18 protein-coding genes are annotated in these 20,369 nt (G+C 38.3%); 7 read left to right on the plus strand and 11 right to left on the minus strand.

Annotated features, from left to right (window positions below; all coding sequences use genetic code 11):
- Positions 1-106: 106 nt before the first annotated feature.
- Both dsbB and nhaB read right to left on the minus strand, forming a co-directional pair.
- Positions 107-622 carry a disulfide bond formation protein DsbB gene (dsbB, locus tag I3259_RS12045; RefSeq protein WP_238029897.1) on the minus strand — a complete coding sequence of 172 codons (516 nt, stop codon included), beginning with the start codon at positions 620-622 and terminating at the stop codon, positions 107-109.
- A gap of 144 nt (positions 623-766) precedes the next feature.
- Positions 767-2,353, minus strand: a complete 1,587-nt coding sequence (gene nhaB / locus I3259_RS12050) for a Na(+)/H(+) antiporter NhaB (protein ID WP_238029853.1) — start codon at positions 2,351-2,353, stop codon at positions 767-769.
- Between the two features lie 522 nt (positions 2,354-2,875).
- On the opposite strand from nhaB, the gene fadR reads away from it, so the two are divergent.
- From fadR to I3259_RS12070, 4 genes are all read left to right on the plus strand, one after another.
- Entirely contained in the window at positions 2,876-3,727 is an 852-nt protein-coding gene (fadR, locus tag I3259_RS12055; RefSeq protein WP_238029854.1) for a fatty acid metabolism transcriptional regulator FadR, read from the plus strand.
- 191 nt (positions 3,728-3,918) lie between these two features.
- A complete protein-coding gene (locus tag I3259_RS12060; protein ID WP_238029855.1) occupies positions 3,919-4,764 on the plus strand; it encodes a winged helix-turn-helix domain-containing protein in 846 nt (281 codons plus the stop codon).
- Between the two features lie 83 nt (positions 4,765-4,847).
- Positions 4,848-5,246 carry a hypothetical protein gene (locus I3259_RS12065; RefSeq protein ID WP_238029856.1) on the plus strand — a complete coding sequence of 133 codons (399 nt, stop codon included), beginning with the start codon at positions 4,848-4,850 and terminating at the stop codon, positions 5,244-5,246.
- Positions 5,247-5,396: 150 nt separating this feature from the next.
- Complete coding sequence (locus I3259_RS12070) at positions 5,397-6,008, plus strand: outer membrane beta-barrel protein (RefSeq protein WP_238029857.1); 612 nt, start codon at positions 5,397-5,399, stop codon at positions 6,006-6,008.
- A gap of 79 nt (positions 6,009-6,087) precedes the next feature.
- On the opposite strand, the gene I3259_RS12075 is transcribed toward I3259_RS12070, so the two are convergent.
- From I3259_RS12075 to I3259_RS12085, 3 genes are all read right to left on the minus strand, one after another.
- Positions 6,088-7,617 (minus strand): SpoVR family protein, encoded by a 1,530-nt coding sequence (locus I3259_RS12075; protein ID WP_238029858.1) that lies wholly within the window; start codon positions 7,615-7,617, stop codon positions 6,088-6,090.
- Between the two features lie 93 nt (positions 7,618-7,710).
- Positions 7,711-8,982: a YeaH/YhbH family protein gene (locus tag I3259_RS12080; RefSeq protein ID WP_105059723.1), complete on the minus strand. Its 1,272-nt coding sequence runs from the start codon at positions 8,980-8,982 to the stop codon at positions 7,711-7,713.
- Between the two features lie 29 nt (positions 8,983-9,011).
- Positions 9,012-10,946, minus strand: a complete 1,935-nt coding sequence (locus tag I3259_RS12085; RefSeq protein WP_238029859.1) for a PrkA family serine protein kinase — start codon at positions 10,944-10,946, stop codon at positions 9,012-9,014.
- Between the two features lie 525 nt (positions 10,947-11,471).
- Between I3259_RS12085 and I3259_RS12090 the strand changes: the two genes are divergently transcribed.
- Positions 11,472-11,852: a VOC family protein gene (locus I3259_RS12090; protein WP_238029860.1), complete on the plus strand. Its 381-nt coding sequence runs from the start codon at positions 11,472-11,474 to the stop codon at positions 11,850-11,852.
- 37 nt (positions 11,853-11,889) lie between these two features.
- Here I3259_RS12090 and I3259_RS12095 read toward each other — a convergent pair whose 3' ends face one another.
- Entirely contained in the window at positions 11,890-12,762 is an 873-nt protein-coding gene (locus tag I3259_RS12095) for a D-hexose-6-phosphate mutarotase (protein WP_238029861.1), read from the minus strand.
- Positions 12,763-13,101: 339 nt separating this feature from the next.
- Positions 13,102-14,097: a type I glyceraldehyde-3-phosphate dehydrogenase gene (gene gap, locus I3259_RS12100; RefSeq protein WP_238029862.1), complete on the minus strand. Its 996-nt coding sequence runs from the start codon at positions 14,095-14,097 to the stop codon at positions 13,102-13,104.
- 334 nt (positions 14,098-14,431) lie between these two features.
- Here gap and msrB point away from each other — a divergent pair, with 334 nt between their 5' ends.
- On the plus strand, positions 14,432-14,818 hold the full coding sequence (gene msrB, locus I3259_RS12105; protein WP_238029863.1) for a peptide-methionine (R)-S-oxide reductase MsrB: 387 nt from the start codon (positions 14,432-14,434) through the stop codon (positions 14,816-14,818).
- Between the two features lie 141 nt (positions 14,819-14,959).
- Here msrB and I3259_RS12110 read toward each other — a convergent pair whose 3' ends face one another.
- Positions 14,960-15,733, minus strand: a complete 774-nt coding sequence (locus I3259_RS12110) for a DUF2989 domain-containing protein (protein WP_238029864.1) — start codon at positions 15,731-15,733, stop codon at positions 14,960-14,962.
- 314 nt (positions 15,734-16,047) lie between these two features.
- Between I3259_RS12110 and I3259_RS12115 the strand changes: the two genes are divergently transcribed.
- Entirely contained in the window at positions 16,048-16,347 is a 300-nt protein-coding gene (locus tag I3259_RS12115; protein WP_238029865.1) for a DUF1315 family protein, read from the plus strand.
- A 2-nt stretch (positions 16,348-16,349) separates the two neighbouring features.
- On the opposite strand, the gene I3259_RS12120 is transcribed toward I3259_RS12115, so the two are convergent.
- The 3 genes from I3259_RS12120 to sppA form a co-directional block, all read right to left on the minus strand.
- Entirely contained in the window at positions 16,350-17,033 is a 684-nt protein-coding gene (locus I3259_RS12120; protein ID WP_238029866.1) for a glutathione S-transferase family protein, read from the minus strand.
- Positions 17,034-17,179: 146 nt separating this feature from the next.
- Positions 17,180-18,193, minus strand: coding sequence for an asparaginase (ansA, locus tag I3259_RS12125; RefSeq protein ID WP_005369017.1), 1,014 nt, complete (start codon positions 18,191-18,193; stop codon positions 17,180-17,182).
- 244 nt (positions 18,194-18,437) lie between these two features.
- A complete protein-coding gene (gene sppA, locus I3259_RS12130) occupies positions 18,438-20,285 on the minus strand; it encodes a signal peptide peptidase SppA (protein ID WP_238029867.1) in 1,848 nt (615 codons plus the stop codon).
- Positions 20,286-20,369 lie beyond the last annotated feature (84 nt).

Genomic DNA, 20,369 nt, shown 5'->3' on the forward strand with positions numbered 1-20,369 from the left:
AAAGCCTACCCTAAGCCTAACGGCTTAGGATGAGGCGGACCATATAATTAAGCGAAGCCTAGTAACCTAGTCTTCGCTTTTTCTGTCTTATTTATTCGTAGCTAACTTAAGCTGATTTCTTACCGAAGAACTGAGCGATAACCATCACTGCCCAAACAATAAGATTTCCAGCAAAAATAACAACCAACCATTGTGGCATCGTTAGTGTTAAGAAATGCCAAACAATTTTGGCACAATCACCGTATGCTTCAAACATCCATGGTGCCCAATGGTTTATTGGTGCCCAGCTTGGAAATTGGACGAATAGATCGCAAGTTGCAAATGGTGACGGGTTCAACTGAAAACCAACATGTTGATAAGCCAATACAACACCGCGATAGGCACAATACCCCCAACCAGCTAATCCCATCCAACGGAAAAAGGCATTTTGGGGAGCGATAAGACCAATAATAGCGGCAAAACCGATCCCCATCATCGCGACACGTTCATAAACACACATTACACACGGTGCAAGGTTCATTACATGTTGGAAGAATAGGGCACAACCTTCAAATACAACAATAGAAAGAAGTAATAGCAGCCATGCTAAACGTGATTTTGAAAAGGTATTGAGGTGTTGCATCATTGATACTCTACGCACTAATTGAGATAAAAGAAAACCCTGAACTATCAGGGTTTTCATATACGTTATGACACTAATCTAACAGCAATATTCAATCATAGCTTCATAGAGAAGTAAATCATCTGTCAATTTAGCCGTTGTAAATTAGTGAGCAAGCGCCGGTATAGTTGCCGCAGCTGATGACGCATCAGTTATCCAACCCATGGTATAGAACCACTCTGTCATTGGTACTAGCATTAGCTCAATGCCTGCTAAACCTACGCACGCAAGTACAATAGTATAAGGTAGCGCCATGTATACCATTCGGCCGTAAGAAAGACGGATAAGTGGTGCAATAGCCGAAGTTAAAGCAAACAAGAATGCCGCTTGACCATTTGGTGTTGCTACAGACGGTAAGTTAGTACCTGTATTGATAGCAACGGCTAACATGTCAAACTGACTACGGTTGATAACACCGTTTGTTAGCGCTGTTTTTACTTCGTTAATATATACCGTACCAACAAATACGTTATCAGATACCATAGATAACAAGCCATTCGCAATGTAGAACATAGTTAGCTGTGAACTACCTTCAAGGCTTAATACCCAATGAATAATCGGTGCAAATAATTGTTGATCAATAATTACCGCAACAATTGAGAAGAACACCGCAAGTAGTGCAGTAAAGGGTAGTGCTTCTTCAAACGCTTTACCCAGCGCATGCTCTTCGGTGATACCAGTAAACGAGGTCGCTAAAATAATAACGGTTAAACCGATTAAACCAACGGCTGCTAAGTGCATTGCAAGACCGATGATTAGCCATACTGCAATAGCGGCTTGAATAATTAATTTTGCGTAATCAAGATTAGTACGTGATTTACGTTCTTCATTATCAAAGTCGACTAAGATTTGGCGAACATTTTCAGGTAATTCTGCACCATAGCCACAGATTTTAAACTTCTCAACTAGTGCACAGGTTAACAAGCCACAGAAAAAGACAGGAACAGTAACAGGCGCCATACGAATAATGAATTCACCAAAATCCCAACCTGCTTGATCGGCAATGATTAAGTTTTGTGGTTCACCTACCATTGTCATTACACCACCTAACGCGGTACCCACACCAGCATGCATTAACAAGCTACGTAGGAATGCGCGGTAGTTTTCTAAGTCATCACGACTTAGCTCTGGAACGTGATTATCATTGGTATGATCATGATTAGAGTGAGGATCTTGCCCTGAAGCAACCTTATGATAAATGCTGTAGAAACCTACCGTTACACTGATAACAACCGCAATCACGGTTAGTGCATCAAGGAAAGCAGAAAGAAAAGCGGCCATCACACAAAATGCGAGTGAAAGTAAAATTTTAGAGCGGATGCCGATTAGTATTTTTGTAAACATGAACAACAATAGTTGCTTCATGAAGTAGATGCCCGCGACCATAAAAACCAGTAAGAGCAGTACTTCAATATTGGCAACAAGTTCATGTTTCACTTGATCTGGGCTTGTCATCCCGATGGCAACAGCTTCTATCGCCAATAAGCCGCCGGGCTGCAACGGATAACATTTTAATGCCATTGCCAACGTAAAGATGAATTCGATTACTAACAACCAGCCAGCAACAAACGGATCAATAAGAAAAAAGACAATAGGGTTAATGATCAAAAAAGTAATGATTGCAATTTTGTACCAGTCAGGTGCCTTACCCAAAAAATTTTTGATAAAGGCATTCCCTAGCGATATAGCCATGTGTTGGATCTCTTTATTATTAGCGCAAAATAGTATGGATTTGATGTCGGCTAAATGCCTTGATTGATCAATCAGCAGGGTAATCAGTTGCTTCTTGCAAAAGATTATTGGTCGAGATTGAGGTATCAAAGTTAAACAAGAGTATGGTTCTTGGATGTTTTAACTTTCTTAGGCAGCAGCTTCCATTCGCTCCCAGTTCATCTTTATATAACTTTACCGTTTGAGAGGTATTAGTCAATAATTTAAACAAAAATGCAATTATTTCGTTACATTTTCATCGTGAAATGGGAGTTGAATATGTCAGTGTTATAAACCGCACAGTATACAGAAAATGTGACTAGAATTGTTAGATTGCATTCAAAAACCCTTTTTTTTAGTGAGCAGTTTAACAATATCGTTGTATTTTTATACTTCTCTTTCATGTTCATGTCAGAGTTAGTGGCTAGGTTTCTTCTCAGAAGAAACTAGTGGTATGATGAGTACTATTATAAAAATGCATGAAGCGAACTGGATTTTACTTAGATGGTCATTAAGGCAGATAGCCCAGCGACATTTGCTGAGAAATATATTATTGAAAGCATATGGAATAATCACTTTCCTCAGGGGTCGATTCTTCCTGCTGAGCGTGAACTTTCAGAGTTAATTGGAGTAACTCGAACAACATTACGTGAAGTATTGCAGCGTTTAGCGCGTGATGGATGGTTAACCATTCAACATGGTAAACCAACGCGTGTTAATAACTACATGGATACTTCAGGTCTAAATATCCTTGATACCTTAGTGACATTAGATGGGCAGGATGTCCAACGAGTGCTAACCGATCTTCTTGCTGCACGTACTGATATTAGTAGCGTATTTATGCGTTACGCAGTCAGAGGTAATGCAGAAGAGTCGAGTATTTTAATTCAGCATGTCATTGATTCAGTTGAAAGGCTTCGTAAAGCATCAAGCTTTGCTGAGTTTATTGAAAACAGTGATGATCGCATTGATCTTATTCAAGAAGTTAAAAAAATCGTAGATAAGTACGGTAAAGATGATCCTCAGCTTTGCGAAGAAATTTGTTTAGCTCGTGCGTTCAACTATTATGATTATCGTCTATTCCAAGGTATGGCGGGTAAATCTGGTAATACACTTTATGTACTAACTATTAATGGTTTACGCAAAATATATACACGTGTTGGTGGCTATTACTTTATGAAGCCAGAAGCATGTGAATTAGCATTAAGTTTCTACCGCGATATGAAATCATATTGTGACGAAAATAAGCCAGAGCTAGTCGCTGATCGCATTCGTTTATATGGACGTGAAAGTGGTGCGATTTGGTATAGTCACCGTGTTGAAATTTCAAAATACATGTACGAAGAAGAGCAATAATTTAAAATTACTGCGGCGAATATTAGACCAAGTGTTAAGCACTTGGTTTTTTTATGCCTGTATTTCTGTTGGTTAAATCAGCATATTGATGTAAATAGAAATGCTTGAAGGTGAATAACTCGATTGTAAGTTGATTGTATGGTTAGCATAACTAATAATTAAGGATTAATTATGTTAATAAAATGGTCAGTATGACAAGCAGTGAAGTGTACCGAATTGGTTCCGTAACCTACGACAGTTCCACACGAACTCTTACTCATGACAATGGACAGACAGAGTATTTTACGCCCCGTGTGAGTGATGTATTTTTACTTTTACTGGCACACCAAGGAAAATGTGTAGAAAAAGAGTTTTTATTATCTCAATGTTGGGGAGATACGATTGTATCTGAGCAAGCCTTAACAAATGTGATTTCTAAACTTAGAAAAGTATTAGCTAAGCATGCTTTAGAGATGATTACGATCACAACAGTCAGTAAGTCTGGTTATTTACTTGAAGTGAAAGAAGAAAGTTTCAGTTTTGAATACCAACAAGAGAGTTGCGATATTATACCAGAACACGTTTCTGAGGATGTCGTTGTAGAGAAAGGCAACGTAAAGATAAAAGAAACGCCACTGTCATTCTATTCCCATAAGCGCTTTTTCTATTTGCTACTTGTTATAGCTATTATGCTAGTAAGCATATTTAGTTACATGAATAATAAAATAAATACATTACCGTATTTTATTGATACTGAAAATTATAGTAATGAACTCAGTATTGGTAGTAATAATATATATTTTAATAATATCGATAAATATAAAGTTGATAAAGTTTTCTTTATTAAAGATATAAAGAAAGGTGTTTCATCAATATGTGACTCTAAGGTTTTTATACAATTTTACTATAATACAAGAATAGCTAACAATACGGCAGTCGTAGTGTTTATAATTACATCAGATGGTGGAACATTTAATTTTAGAATGTCTAAATATATTAATGGTGGATTTTCTAAACAGTTAAATGATTATTTGAAGAGCAAAAAAGTAGTATGTTGAAGTATATTAACGCAGTATTAATGGTTATTGTTTTCCTCCTTCTATTAGGTCTTTTTTACTTATTTACAAATAAAGATAATTTAGTGTCAACGACATGGGTATGCGACCAAATAAAATCGGGGTTTATATCAAAATCTTATACTAAATATAGCCATATATCTGAAAGTATGATCTTAACATTTAGCTCTAAAAGTAGCTTTTTGATTAATGAATTTATACAAGCTCAGGAAGGGGATGATGAGTATAAGCTGATGGAGCTTTATTATGAAGGTGATTATATACAAACGAGAGAACATTTAACCTTGAATTTTAATCGTGTTCGAATTTTAAAAAAACATGATGATCCTAATTTAAATAAAGCCTATAAAGATTATGAAGGTTACAGCATCTATTATCGCTATAAAAGAATAGATAATAGATTGTACTTTTTCACCGATAGCAAAAATGAAGCGTTTGATATGGTTTGTTACACTGACAAGTAGTAATAAAGTAAGATATATCATCATGATTTTGTTTGTTTTTTATGTTTATTTATTTTTGGTGTAGTTAAGGTTTGGTTTTCGTTTGTTTTTTTTAGACATGCTTTACTAAACTACGCTTCTCTTTTGTAAAGCAGTTTAAAAAGTAAAAACATGAAAAAATTATTATTAGTGACACTTATTGGTACGCTAGCTTCATCTTATGCTTCAGCGTCTGAAAACCCATCTAATAAATATAATGGATTTTATATTGGTGCTGGTGTAGGTACTACTGATTTTCATTATGATAAATCACTTGCAAGTAGTATTGAAAATAACCATGAAGTTGGCTATTCAAATAAAGCTGATGGTGAAAGTTATAAACTAATTGCGGGTTATCAGTTCAACCGCATTGTTGCTTTAGAAGCGCAATACACGACCTATGGCGATATTAAAAACACCTTAGAAGTAAAAGGTCACAAGTTCACAGGTAAAACAGAGCATCAATCTTTCAGCCTAGCTGCAAACTTGGGTTATACTTTTGATAATGGTCTACGACCTTTTGCTCTTGTTGGTTTAGGTCAAATTTCTGTTAAAGAGCCTGGATTTAAAGATGATGGTGGTTTAATTCGTTTAGGTGCTGGCTTAGAGTATCAAATTAAACAAGTACCAGGTTTAGGTATTCGAACAGCTTATGAAGCAGACTTCTATACACTTGAAGCGACGAATAAAGATTATGATATGTCTGTTGGCTCTTGGTACTTAGGCGCAACATATAAGTTCTAATGATTAATTTAATCTAATAAATAAAACGCCACTGAAGTTAAAAATTTCAGTGGCGTTATTTTTAAGTAGAGATTAAAAGTTAAATCTCAGTATTATATTGTGTCTTAATTGGACAAGTCGCAATGATTTGGGTACGTCCGTCTGGTAATTCTTCTTCCAATGTGACATCAAATCCCCAGAGTCGATGAAGATGTTTGATCACTTCTTTATGGCTATCAGCAAGTGGGATCCGATTATGGGGAATATAGCGTAGTGTTAATGAGCGATCACCGCGCAAAGCAACATTCCATACTTGAATATTGGGTTCATTATTACTGAGGTTATATTGTGAAGAGAGCTTTTCTCTTATAGCGCGATAACCTTCTTCATTATGTATAGCGCTCACTTCAACATAGTTATGACGATCATCGTCGTTAACAGCAAACAGCTTAAAATCTCGCATGAGTTTGGGCGACAAGAATTGGCTAATAAAGCTTTCATCTTTAAAATTTTCCATCGCAAAATGTAGGGTATCAAGCCAATTAGATCCTGCAATGTCAGGAAACCAATGCTTATCCTCTTCTGTAGGATCTTCACATATCCGACGTATATCTTGAAACATAGCAAACCCTAAAGCATAAGGGTTAATACCGCTGTAATAAGGACTGTTATATTCAGGTTGAGCAACAACATTAGTATGACTATGCAGAAATTCCATAATGAATCGCTCTGTCACCAAGCCTTCGTCATAGAGGTGGTTAAGAATCGTGTAGTGCCAAAATGTCGCCCAGCCTTCATTCATGACTTGAGTTTGTTTTTGGGGATAAAAATATTGACTGATCTTGCGCACTATCCGAACTAACTCACGTTGCCAAGGTTCAAGCAGTGGGGCGTGTTTTTCGAAGAAATAAAGAATATTTTCTTGTGGCTCAGAAGGAAAGCGTTCTTCTTCAATAACGGTTTCTTTTTCTGCTTGAACGGGGATGGTACGCCAAAGTGCATTAACTTGGGATTGAAGATAATCTTCACGGGCTTTTTGACGAGCTTTTTCTTCGACTAATGATATTTTTTGCGGACGTTTGTAACGATCAACACCATAGTTCATTAACGCATGGCAGGAATCAATGAGCTTTTCGACGTCATTGACTCCGTATTTTTCTTCACATTCAGAAATGTATTTTCGAGCAAAGAGAAGGTAATCGATGATAGAACTTGCATCGGTCCATGTTTTAAACAGGTAATTACCTTTAAAAAACGAATTATGACCATAGCAGGCATGCGCCATCACGAGCGCTTGCATAGTGATGGTATTTTCTTCCATTAAGTAGGCGATACAGGGATTCGAGTTAATGACAATCTCATAAGCGAGTCCCATTTGCCCGTGCTTATAACCGCGTTCTGTTTCAATAAAACGTTTACCAAAAGACCAGTGATGATAATTTATTGGCATTCCGATACTTGAATAGGCGTCCATCATTTGTTCGGCAGTAATGATCTCAATTTGGTTTGGATAGGCATCTAGGCGATAGTGCTCTGCAACTCGCTTGATCTCAACATGGTACTGTTCTAGTAGGTCAAAGGTCCAATCCGGCCCATCGCTGAGTGTTTTTGTTTTTGTCTTTGTATTCATGACTAAGATCCCCTTAAAGCGCGTGATACCAGCCAGAAAGAGTAGCGATATTGTTTCAATATCGCTGACTATCGATTAGTAAGTTTTCAAACATTAACTCACTTGTTTTTTAAATAGCTCTCTAAATACTGGGAAAATATCATCTACAGTCCGTATGTTTTGCATCGCAAAATTATCATGGCTGTTGTGTAGCGCTTCATACTCACGCCATAATGTCTGATGTGCTCGTCGTGTAATTTCTATGTATGAGTAATAACGTGAAAATGGTAAAATATGCTTATCTAATAGCTCTCGACAACCGGGAGAGTCATCAGCCCAGTTATCGCCATCAGAAGCCTGAGCCGCATAAATATTCCACTCTTCAGGACGATAGCGGTCTTTCACTATGTCATTCATCATACGTAGTGCACTTGAAACAATAGTTCCCCCAGTTTCTTGCGAATAGAAAAACTCGTGTTCATCCACTTCTTTTGCTTGGGTATGGTGACGAATAAAAACCACATCCACGTTTTTATAGGTACGGTTTAAAAAGAGATAAAGCAAAATATAAAAACGTTTAGCAATATCTTTTGTGGCTTGATCCATCGAGCCTGATACATCCATCAAACAAAACATCACCGCTTGGCTTGATGGTTGCGGTCGGCGTTCATAATTTTTATAGCGAAGATCAAACGTATCAATAAATGGTGTTCTATTTATTTTTTGTTTCAATGACTCGATTTCTTGCTTTATCCTTTCTTCTTCAAAAGGTTGCGCAGGTTCGGTGTTAAATAATAACGTGAGCGCTTGTTCTAAATCACGCAGTTTTCTTCTTTTTCCTGCGGTCATTGCGGTACGTCTTGCTAATGAATTTTGCAAGGTTTTTACAATGGCAATATTTGCGGGAACACCTTGTGATTTATAGCCTGAACGGAAGGTTTTCCACTCGACTATTTTGTTCATCTGGTTTTTTTGTAAATTAGGTAATTCAAGATCTTCAAATAAAAGGTCAAGATATTCATCTTTAGATATTTGGAAAACAAATTCATCATTGCCTTCGCCATCAGGACTTGCATCTCCTTTACCAGCCCCACCTTGACCAGCGCCACCCGGCGGTCGTTCGATACGATCGCCTGGTGTGAATTGGTCGTTGCCAGGGTGGACAACATCACGTTGTCCACCTTTACCTTGATGAAAGCTAGGTTCTCGGATATCACGTGATGGGATAGTGATATCTTCACCACTATCAACATCCGTGATCGAGCGTTTATTTACCGCATCAGCAATAGATTCTTTAATTTGCTGCTTATGGCGGCGTAAAAAGCGCTGGCGATTAACCGTACTTTTATTTTTACCATTGAGCCTGCGGTCGATAAAATATGCCATAGCTCCCCCTTATCTCATTTGCAGCTGGTTTACGACGATTTACGTACGCGTAAATACCATTCAGACAATAAACGTACTTGCTTGCGGGTATAGCCTTTTTCCATCATACGAGCGACGAAATCATCATGTTTCTTTTGCTCATCTGTTGATGTTTTTGCATTAAATGAAATAACAGGAAGTAGCTCTTCAGTATTAGAGAACATCTTCTTCTCTATTACTGTTCTCAGTTTTTCATAGCTGGTCCAGTTGGGGTTTTTGCCTGCATTGTTTGCTCTAGCACGTAACACGAAGTTAACAATTTCATTTCGGAAATCTTTAGGGTTACTGATCCCCGCTGGTTTCTCTATTTTCTCTAATTCGTTATTAAGTGCTTCGCGATTAAAGAGTTGTCCAGTTTCAGGATCACGGTACTCTTGGTCTTGAATCCAGAAGTCGGCGTAGCTGACATAGCGGTCAAAAATGTTTTGACCATATTCGGAGTAAGACTCGAGATAAGCGGTTTGGATCTCTTTACCAATGAACTCGACATACTTCGGTGTAAGGAAACCTTTTAAATGTTCAAGGTATTTTTCAGCAATGTCTTGTGGGAATTGTTCACGTTCAATTTGTTGCTCAAGCACATAGAACAAGTGAACAGGGTTTGCAGCAACTTCTGAATGATCGAAGTTAAATACTCGCGATAAAATTTTAAAGGCGAAACGAGTTGATAGCCCATTCATACCTTCATCGACACCGGCATAGTCGCGATATTCTTGGTAAGATTTTGCTTTTGGATCTGTATCTTTTAGTGTTTCACCGTCATAGACTCGCATTTTTGAGTACACACTTGAGTTCTCTGGCTCTTTTAAGCGAGAAAGAACGGTGAATCGAGCAAGAATCTCAAGCGTACTTGGTGAGCAAGGTGCAGCTGATAGCTCACTGTTTTCAAGTAGTTTTTGGTAGATTTTTATTTCTTCAGAAACCCGTAAACAATAAGGGACTTTGACGATATAAACACGATCTAAGAAAGCCTCATTTGTCTTGTTATTTCTAAAGGTTTGCCATTCTGACTCGTTAGAGTGAGCAAGGATCATTCCATCGAAAGGTAATGCGGATAGCCCTTCAGTACCGTTGTAGTTACCCTCTTGCGTTGCGGTAAGAAGTGGGTGAAGTACTTTTAACGGCGCTTTAAACATCTCGACAAACTCCATTAAGCCTTGGTTAGCTTTACAAAGTGCACCGGAATAACTATAAGCATCAGGATCGTCTTGAGAATAATGTTCAAGTTGACGTATATCGACCTTACCAACTAGCGATGAAATATCTTGGTTATTCTCATCTCCTGGCTCAGTTTTGGCTATACCAACTTGGTCAAGGATGGATGGGCGAACTTTCACCACCTTAAATTGTGTAATATCACCACCAAATTCATGGAGTCGTTTTGCCGCCCATGGTGACATGATGGTGTTTAAGTAGCGTGATGGAATATTGTATTCATTGGCAAGCAGTTCGCCGTCTTCTGACTTATCAAATAAACTGAAAGGGTGATCATTAACAGGGCTACGTTCACCGTTTGCCGTCAGAATATAAATCGGCACTTTCTGCATTAAACTTTTTAACTTTTCTGCCAGTGATGATTTACCACCGCCAACAGGGCCTAATAAATAAAGAATTTGCTTACGTTCTTCAAGCCCTTGGGCGGCATGTTTTAGGTAAGAGACGATTTGTTCTATCGCATCTTCCATACCATAAAAGTCTTCAAACGTTTTATAACGAGAGATGACACGGTTAGAGAATAGGCGACTAAGATATGGGTCTTGCGCGGTATCAATCATTTCTGGTTCGCCAATCGCCATCAATAGACGCTCTGCGGCGTTAACGTAGGCGCTGCGATCGTTACGACAAATATCAAGGAATTCTTGTAATGAAAGCTCTTCGTCCTTGGATTCTTCATAGCGATGACGATAGTGGTCAAAAATACTCATGGTATGCCCCCTGAATCGTTCTTTGATCATTTAGACAGGACGAAAATTAACCTCTTTTGCATCCCTTACTGTAAGCCTAGACCGAACTAATCAATTTGCTGTACTGAGTTAATGATTTCTAAATAAAAATACCGTGTGATAACGGTTTTAAACTGAGTGTTTTTTAACCGTGTATTTTTACTATCCTCTTATGGGATGGGTTCTGCAAGCGCTTTTTAAGGAAAAACGCTTTTGTTTTTGATTGTTGCAATATGAATTTATTGTTAATTGTATTAACTAATGAAGAATCTTGTTTTTCATGCTCTAGGTGAATTAAATATCTGTAAAACTTTTTTATGTTGAATTATTGTTTTGCTTAAATATCTTTGTTTGGTTTTATTTGTTTTTTTTTAATTATTATTCAGTGGTGGACAATAATTGAGAATTTTTTTGTGTATTTGAGTCTAAGATATTTTTTTTCCACGAAAGTGTCTTCTCTGACATAAGCTGAAATGAGTCCTAAAAATTGTATAGGTAGGTGGCTTTATGGCAATTTCACGTGTCGATACTGTTTCTATTCCGGTTTCAGATCAAAATCAGGCTTTAAAGTTTTATCGAGATGCTCTTGGTTTTGAATTGATCCGAGATCATTGCTCAAAGAATGAAAAACGCTGGTTGCAATTAGCACCAAGAGGTGCGGAAACCACAATCAGTTTAGTGATGCCGTTTGGTGGAATGAAAGCGGGCACAGTGCAAGGATTAGTTGTACAAACAGATGACATACAGTTAACGCATAAAGAACTTAAGCAGCGTGGCGTATTATTATCAAGTATTGTCAACTTAGTGGGTGGTAAGTTTGCTACGTTTAGTGATCCTGATGGTAATGGCTGGGTATTGATTGAAGCGTCAGCAAAAATGTATGCTTAAACCACGAGCAATAACATTGCTCGTGGTTAGTTTCTAATTAACGGCTATAAATTGTTGTCGCTAAAGTATGAGACTGTCCTGGTGCTAGTTCAATACTTGGCTGGTGGATTGTTGATTCCACACATACCATAGTTTCAAAACTATTATCAGCCATGTCGCCCATACTAATGGATAGATCTTGCCAAGGGTTCCAAATTACAACGGCATTATGACCTTCATTCGTGACTAAAATTTCACGATGATTGTTTTTATCATTAATTGTGATAGTCGCGTCTGGCTGAGTATATACACGATCAGTTTCGCTGGTGAATGTTAGTGTAGTACCACCTTCACACGCTTTACCTTGCTGTGTACTATCAAGGTAGTTTGGCCCCATTCCTGTAATATCAATATCTTTAATATTGTCAATATCGAAGTAAGTATGTAATGCACCACTGTATGACCATGCCTGATTGCCGGTATTCGTTGATGTCAGGCTTACTTTGAGTTCTTGACCGATTTCAAACGTTAGGACGTTTTTAAACTTATGTGGCCAAATAGCGTAAGTTTCTTCATTATCTTCCAGTGCTAGACTGACAATAACGCCGTTTTCATTTTCACGGTGTTCCAATAATGACCACTGTGATGTACGTGCAAAGCCATGTGAAGGTGTACCTGCTTGACCAAACCAAGGCCAACAAATTGGAATACCACCGCGTACTGCTTTTGACTGATCAAAAATGGCTTTTTCACTCAACCAAATAATGTCTTTTTCACCTTGTGGTTTAAACCATAACAGGTGACCACCATGGAGTGAAATTCCAGCTTCAGCAAGCGGGTGGATCACTCTAATGATATTAATCCCTTGATATTCACAAGCGGTGACGTAGTCGGATAAAGCGTTAACAGTAGAAAGTTGACGTAGATTCATCTTCATTCCTTAAAAGTTAAAAGCAGAAAGTGCCTATTTGTTTAACTCTTATTATGCTGATAGAGAGATAAACAAAAAGGTACTTATTTTTTGTCTTAAAATATCAAAAAATATGAAAATTAATTTGTTAAATTTGTGAGAAGATAGTAATGATAGCGAAGAGCTTTGCTTCATCATACGCTTATCCTCAGAAATGGCATCTTAATTAACTCGATGACATGTATCGGATTTTTATTAATTTAGCTGTGCTTATCTTGTCATACATTCAGATACAAAAAAGGCGCCGCTCAATGCGTCGCCTTTTAAATTGCTTTCAAAGAAAGCTAGCTAATGCTTACATTACTTAGAGATGTGAGCGATTAGGTCTAGAACTTTGTTTGAGTAGCCGATTTCGTTATCGTACCAAGATACAACTTTAACGAAGTTATCGTTAAGTGCGATACCAGCAGCAGCATCAAAGATTGAAGTGCGAGTGTCGCCGTTGAAGTCAGTAGAAACAACTGCATCTTCAGTGTAACCAAGAATGCCTTTTAGTTCGCCTTCTGATGCAGCTTTCATTGCAGCACAGATAGCTTCGTAAGATGCACCTTTTTCTAGGTTAACTGTTAGGTCAACTACAGAAACGTTAGCAGTTGGTACGCGGAAAGCCATACCAGTTAGTTTGCCGTTGATTTCTGGAAGAACAACGCCAACAGCTTTAGCTGCACCAGTTGATGATGGGATGATGTTTTGAGCAGCACCACGACCACCACGCCAGTCTTTAGCAGAAGGACCATCTACAGTTTTTTGAGTAGCTGTAGTTGCGTGTACAGTTGTCATAAGGCCAGAAACGATACCGAAGTTATCGTTAAGAACTTTAGCGATAGGCGCTAGACAGTTAGTAGTACAAGAAGCGTTAGAAACGATATCTTGACCTGCGTAAGTGTCTTGGTTAACACCCATAACGAACATTGGAGTTGTGTCTTTAGATGGACCAGTAAGAACAACTTTCTTAGCACCAGCAGTGATGTGCTTACGTGCAGTCTCGTCAGTTAGGAAAAGACCAGTTGCTTCAGCAACAACGTCAACGTTGATTGCATCCCACTTAAGATCTTCTGGGTTACGTTCAGCTGTTACACGAACAGTTTTACCGTTAACGATTAGGTTACCGCCTTCAACTTCAACAGTACCGTTGAAACGGCCGTGAGTTGAATCGTACTTAAGCATGTATGCCATGTACTCAACATCGATAAGGTCGTTGATACCAACAACTTCAATGTCGTTGCGCTCTTGCGCTGCACGGAAAACAAAACGACCGATACGGCCGAAACCGTTAATACCTACTTTAATTGTCATTACAGTTGCTCCACAACTTAATTTCTAATGAAAGATAACTGGTAGTAAAATTACATAATCCTACGTGACCCTGCAAGCAAAAAAATCGTTTAAATTGCTTAAAATCAAAAAAAAGATCGGATTTAATTTACATTTCGACTACAACGGCGGTAAATCATACAAATATTGTGTAATTTAACAGCGCAATAATTTTCAAATTTTATATCGCTGATAAATACATTAGACGCTTTTTTTTTAAACTGTGAATTTTTAAAACATGCTTATATGTTAAAGTTACTATAAATAAAAAATAGGTTTTTAAATTTAATATTGAGGGAAATAAGGGACGACGGTAATGAAAAATAAATCTGATGTTTATTGGCGAGAGAAATTATCTGAAATGGCTTATCAAGTTTGTCGGCAACAAGCGACTGAGCCACCTTATAGCGGCAAGCTACTTCATAACCATAAAACAGGTATTTATTCATGTGCCTGTTGTGAGTCGCCATTATTTTCCTCTAGCAATAAATATGATTCAGGCTGCGGCTGGCCTAGCTTTGATGCGCCGATTAATGATGATTGTATCCGTTACATAGAAGATCATAGTCATGGCATGCAACGAATAGAAATTCGCTGTAAGTATTGTGATAGTCATCTTGGACATGTTTTTAATGATGGCCCGAAAACAACCGGTGAGCGTTATTGTGTGAATTCAATATCTTTAATATTTGAAGATAAATAAATAGTATGAGTGACGGTAATATATAATTTTCACCGTCACTGTGATAAATATCGAAAATCATACTTTTTCAAACAAAATAATTTTAACGATTAAATCTTGTATGTATTAATTATGAAAATATTTGATATTTACAATTAAATTTTAATTAATCATATTTCGCTCGTAGCTGCCATTTTGTAAATTATCTAAAATATTGACTGCTTTTTTATTTAAAACCTTCTGTTCATCTTCTGTTAACAAAAATAGGTTGGCAATATTTTTTGCTTTGGCTACAGGCATATTCATATCATTAGCAATTAATACCCAGATATAGGCTTCTTGCAGTTTTTTTTGCTGCTGAGATAAGGTTGCCAATGACTTTATAATATCTTGGTTTACTGTTTCATTTTTCTTATAAAGTGAAAGTGCATGATGTAGTAATTGATAGGTTTTGTCTTTATCTTTGCTGATGTAGTAGCTGGCAAGCGCAAGTTGAAGATCTGGGGTTTCTAACTCTTTCTTACCTTCGAGTGCCAGAAATTGTTGTTGTGCTTGTTCATCACCTTGACTCCAACGATAGTAAATAATCTCTGGATCGGTCGACAATGACAGCTCTTTGTTTAAGCGAGTTATATTATTATAACTGTCGTACAGGGCATTCATACGAACGGTCTTTCGATCTTTTAGCTCTGTTGGCTCAATACGTGCAGCATATTCTAAGCAAAAAATATATTTTTGCGTTGCTTCAAGCTCTTTAAATTTTTCTTGGTCGGTTGGGTTTTTCAGTACATCGTAACGTTGCCAAATTAACCCTGTACGTTGAATACGGCATTGACCATCATTGACGTTGAGCTGGGTACACAATTCAGGGTAACTTTCACATAAGCTATCTGTGGTACGGTGGCGTTCAAAACACCCTGTTAATAATAAGCTCATACTGATCGTTGTGAGGATACGTTTGATATTGCTTAAGAATAATCCTGTTGGTATTACTCTTTTTGATGTTTGTATGATTGATGAGTAATACATCTTAATGACCTACATGTTAGTTACGAGTAATGATAAATATAACGATGTCATTCATTGTTATCGACGGATGCTTCCAAAAATGTTGAATTTATTTTGATAGACCTATCAAGCTGTGATCATGATTGCAGTTTAAGGGGAAAGCATTGACTGTTATTACGTATTTTATAAGCTACAGCGAATGTAGTTAAACATGCTGTTTAGTTTCAAAATGAGGAATAGATATGGATGTATCGCCATTATTAAAGGCAATGACGCCAGAAGTCTTTGAGCGGATATCAGCTGCTGTAGAAACGGGAAAATGGCCTGATGGTACAGCATTAACACCTAATCAAAGAGATTCTGCTATGCAGGCTGTGATGCTTTATCAATCGCGGCATAATAGTGATGCGCAGCATATGACGGTTGCTGCGGGGGGCGAAATAAAATTTAAGAGTAAAGCTGAATTAAAACGTGATTTTACTTCTCAAGGCCCTCTTGAAGAGTCGCCAGAGATTGCTCGCTTTGAACATGATGATATCTAACGTTAGACCTTCTCATGTAGGTTAGGCCATATCATAGCTTCGCAATAGAAACTTTGTAATTGATGATCTTCTTCTGCCACAATATTGGCTATCCATGGCTCTTGCTCTATACGCTGTAGATAGTGATGTAGAATAGGATAATGGGGTTGCAACCGTAGCCCTGCCATCCATCCTGTTCTAAAAACACTCCAGAGACTTATTTCAGCCATTGATAAATGATCGCCAACATACCCTTGCTCGGGAAGTTGTTCTTCGAGGTATTTCAACACATTGGGCAGGTGGTGAGAAAGGCATTGTTCCACAGCCTCTTCATCACATGGCTTATTTTGCATTTTATCGCGTAATACTTTTTGATAAAACAAAACGCCACCGAGTAATGACGTCACACGTGTCGCAGCATAAGCTTCAAACCAACGAATTTGCGACCGTTGTTTGGCATCGCCCGGATAAAGTGGGGGAACAGGATAGGTATCGTCAAGATAATGGGCAATAACGGTTGAATCGATGATGGTTGTATCATTATGTTCAAGTACGGGGACTTTTCCCATTGGATGGCGTTTGTGGGCAAGTTCTTTTTCTAAAAAAGGATTGAGAGGCTGGAGCTCATAACGTATCCCTTTGTAATTAAGTGCCAACATGATTTTTCTGACGAAGGGTGAAATAGAGGCACCGTGTAAAATCATCATTGTTCCAACCCATGAAGGTAGAGTGCTATTAGCTGTAATTGTAGTTCGATTGGAAAATCTTGGGAGAAGGATGTTTTTATTTATATCTACCATAAAATAAAAAAGAGCCAGCTCGGCTCTTTTCTTTATAAAACAATTACGGTTTATTATAGGGTTAATTCACCGCGGAGATCTTGCTGCATTAGTGTACGCATGGTCTCAATGGGTAAATCTTGGCTAAGTAAATAATGCAATTTAGCCAGTGCCGCTTCAGGTGTCATATCATAACCACTTAATACGCCAGCATCAGCCAGTGCACAACCCGTTGCGTAACCACCCATATTAACTTTACCAGATAAGCATTGGGTTAAGTTCATAACAATAACCCCACGATTTGATGCTTCTTTTAACTGGTCAAGTAACTCTTTATTTTGAGGTGCATTGCCCACGCCAAATGTCAGTAAGATCATAGCATTTACAGGTTGGCGTAAGGTATTACGAATGACCTCTGGTGAGATCCCTGGGTACATGGTGATCACACCAATAGGCTGTGGTGTAATGGTATGAACTTTAAATTCACCATTGGGCTTTTTGTTTAATTCAGTTCCGCTATTAACGGTAATGTTAATGCCTGCTTCTAATAATGGTGGCAAGTTTGGTGAGATAAATGCGCCAAAACCATCGGCATGGGCTTTAGTACTGCGGTTGCCTCGGATCAATTGGTTGTTGAAAAATACTGTTACTTCATTGATCGGATAATTAGCTGCAATGTGTAACGCATTAAGCAAGTTACTTTGACCATCTGAACGTAATTCGACTAATGGGATTTGCGAGCCAGTTACGATCACGGGCTTATCTAAATTTTCAAACATAAAAGACAAAGCAGAAGCGGTGTACGCCATGGTATCTGTACCATGAAGGATCACAAAGCCATCATACTTATCGTAGTTGTCTTTAATATCGTCAGCAATACGTTGCCAATCCGCTGGTGTCATATCTGATGAGTCAATTAAAGGCGAATACTCATGGATGGTGAACTCAGGCATTTCTGGGCGATGGAATTCTGGCATGCTAGCTAATTGCTTTTGCATAAAGCCTGATACCGGAATATAACCATGATCAGATTTTTGCATACCAATGGTGCCGCCAGTGTAGGCGATATAAATATGTTTTCTTTCCATTTTTCAGCACAGAGTTAACGGGTTGGTGTGCGCATTATACGCAAACTGTATGAAGATGCGAGTTAAGCGATTTTTAGAGTGATAGTTATTGCGTTGAAATGTGAACTGAGATTGATATGCTTATATTTTGAGTTATTGTAGTTTTTATCACTAATGTTAATTGGCTGGTTTATTAAAGCGTTTTTGTATAATAAAAAGCTCGGCATTATAGCCGAGCTTTTAAACTGTATTTACTGATAACGTGCTAGTTAACTGTGCTGCAGTTTAAACAAAACGCATAACGACCATTCGGATCGTTAAAGTTACTAAGAGATGTCAGATCTTTTGCAACCTTAGTTACTGGAGCCAATGCGTTAGGTGTCTCGCCTAAGACCATCGCCATTACTTGTGTTTTTACTTCCCCTGACATTTCTTTGAAGAATTGTTGGATAGGAGAAAGAGGCTGTTGCATCCACACCAATTGGTAATCATCAACTTTAGCAAGTGATACCGCTTCAGTAATAGCGGTATCAAAATCACCGAGTTCATCAACTAAACCGCGCTCTTTAGCGTCTTTACCTGTCCATACTCGGCCTTGAGCAATTTTATCCGCTTGCTCAAGTGACATATGACGGTATTTGCTGACTAAACCAATGAAGCGTTGGTAGCCATTATCAACCCCAAGTTGGAAAACTTTACCGATATTTTCAGGAAGCGCACGTGTTACACCGACACCTGTAAAAGGAGTGGTGCCTACGCCATCACTATAAACGCCAAGTTTTTCTAGACTTTTCTCAAATGTGGTTAAAATAGCAAAAATACCAATAGAGCCTGTGATGGTTGTTGGTTGTGCGATAATTTTATCTGCACTTGAAGAGATCCAGTAACCACCAGATGCGGCAACACTCGACATCGAAACAACAACAGGTTTACCCGCCGCTTTTAAGGCATCGACTTCATTACGGATCACTTCAGAAGCAAAGGCACTGCCTCCTGGGCTATCGACACGTAAGATCACAGATTTTACATCGTTATCAAAGCGAGCTTTGCGAAGTAGTGCTGCAATCGTGTCACCACCTGCTGTACCTTGGCTACTCTTACCATCAACAATGGCGCCACTTGCAACAACGACAGCTACTTTGTTATCTGATGGTTGTTGATCATCAACCAGCATAGATAAGTAATCGTAGTAGCTGATCTGCTTAAAGCTGTGCTCACCGTTATCACCAAATTCTTTGATTAAGATTTGGCTTAATTGAGGACGGGTTACCAACTCATCAACAAGACCCATTTTTTTACTCAGTTGAGCAAAGTCTCCCTTAACCGCAGTGAGTTGTTCAATAAAGCTGTCCATTTCTGGTGTCAGTGTTTTAGCATCAATATTACGATTTTTCGCCACATCAGATGTATAAGCATGCCACAGTTGATCTAACCAAACCGTATTGGCTTCTTTCGCTGCGGCAGACATACCATCACGAATATAAGGTTCGACAAATGATTTGTAAGTACCGACACGGAAAACATGGGTGGTGACATCCAGCTTTTCTAATAGTGTTTTATAATAAAGCGTATAAGTGCCGTAGCCTGTTAGCATGATACCGCCATCTGGCGACATGAAGATCTTGTCGGCATAACTCGCGAGATAGTATTGGCTTTGGCTGTAATGGCCACCATAAGCATAAACAGGTTTACCGGATGCTTTAAACTCTTGAATGGCTTTTGCAATATAACGCAGCTTAGTCAGGCTTGTTTCTGGCATGTTTTTAAGGTTTAACACCAGGCCAGTGATAGAGCTATCGGTAGTTGCAGTACGGATGGCTTCGACAATATCGAATAAAACGTTTTGCTCAACGGGTGGTTGCCCCATCACATCACTAATAACGCTATCTAACGGATTGTCATAGTTTTTCTGCTCAACAATCGGACCTGATAGGTTAAGTACAAGTGCCGATGCCTCTGGTTTTTCAGCGCTGTCATCATTGTCACTAAAAGCAAAAATAATGGCACCGACAATCAGTAGGAAAATTAAGTTAAGAATAAACTTACGGGTAAAGTTGACTAACTTCCAGATTGTTCTGAAAAACGCTCCAATCCCTGTGAATATGGCTTTCATGAATGATCTCTTTAATGATTCTTGAGGCATATCGTATCGTACTCATTAACTAATTTCAGTAAATTTACTATTAGAAGACATATC

Source organism: Photobacterium sp. Ph5, assembly GCF_022129445.1.
Taxonomy (GTDB): Bacteria; Pseudomonadota; Gammaproteobacteria; order Enterobacterales; family Vibrionaceae; genus Photobacterium.

Bases quoted from the DNA above. Each gene is read 5' to 3' on its own strand.
- I3259_RS12080 (WP_105059723.1), bottom strand. From the start codon at position 8,982: ATGGCATATTTTATCGACCGCAGGCTCAATGGTAAAAATAAAAGTACG.
- fadR (WP_238029854.1), top strand. From the start codon at position 2,876: ATGGTCATTAAGGCAGATAGCCCAGCGACATTTGCTGAGAAATATATT.
- I3259_RS12095 (WP_238029861.1), bottom strand. From the start codon at position 12,762: ATGAATCTACGTCAACTTTCTACTGTTAACGCTTTATCCGACTACGTC.
- I3259_RS12070 (WP_238029857.1), top strand. From the start codon at position 5,397: ATGAAAAAATTATTATTAGTGACACTTATTGGTACGCTAGCTTCATCT.
- dsbB (WP_238029897.1), bottom strand. From the start codon at position 622: ATGCAACACCTCAATACCTTTTCAAAATCACGTTTAGCATGGCTGCTA.
- I3259_RS12060 (WP_238029855.1), top strand. From the start codon at position 3,919: ATGACAAGCAGTGAAGTGTACCGAATTGGTTCCGTAACCTACGACAGT.
- I3259_RS12120 (WP_238029866.1), bottom strand. From the start codon at position 17,033: ATGATGATTTTACACGGTGCCTCTATTTCACCCTTCGTCAGAAAAATC.
- I3259_RS12075 (WP_238029858.1), bottom strand. From the start codon at position 7,617: ATGAATACAAAGACAAAAACAAAAACACTCAGCGATGGGCCGGATTGG.
- gap (WP_238029862.1), bottom strand. From the start codon at position 14,097: ATGACAATTAAAGTAGGTATTAACGGTTTCGGCCGTATCGGTCGTTTT.
- I3259_RS12110 (WP_238029864.1), bottom strand. From the start codon at position 15,733: ATGAGCTTATTATTAACAGGGTGTTTTGAACGCCACCGTACCACAGAT.
- I3259_RS12090 (WP_238029860.1), top strand. From the start codon at position 11,472: ATGGCAATTTCACGTGTCGATACTGTTTCTATTCCGGTTTCAGATCAA.
- sppA (WP_238029867.1), bottom strand. From the start codon at position 20,285: ATGAAAGCCATATTCACAGGGATTGGAGCGTTTTTCAGAACAATCTGG.
- ansA (WP_005369017.1), bottom strand. From the start codon at position 18,193: ATGGAAAGAAAACATATTTATATCGCCTACACTGGCGGCACCATTGGT.
- I3259_RS12085 (WP_238029859.1), bottom strand. From the start codon at position 10,946: ATGAGTATTTTTGACCACTATCGTCATCGCTATGAAGAATCCAAGGAC.
- msrB (WP_238029863.1), top strand. From the start codon at position 14,432: ATGAAAAATAAATCTGATGTTTATTGGCGAGAGAAATTATCTGAAATG.
- I3259_RS12115 (WP_238029865.1), top strand. From the start codon at position 16,048: ATGGATGTATCGCCATTATTAAAGGCAATGACGCCAGAAGTCTTTGAG.
- nhaB (WP_238029853.1), bottom strand. From the start codon at position 2,353: ATGGCTATATCGCTAGGGAATGCCTTTATCAAAAATTTTTTGGGTAAG.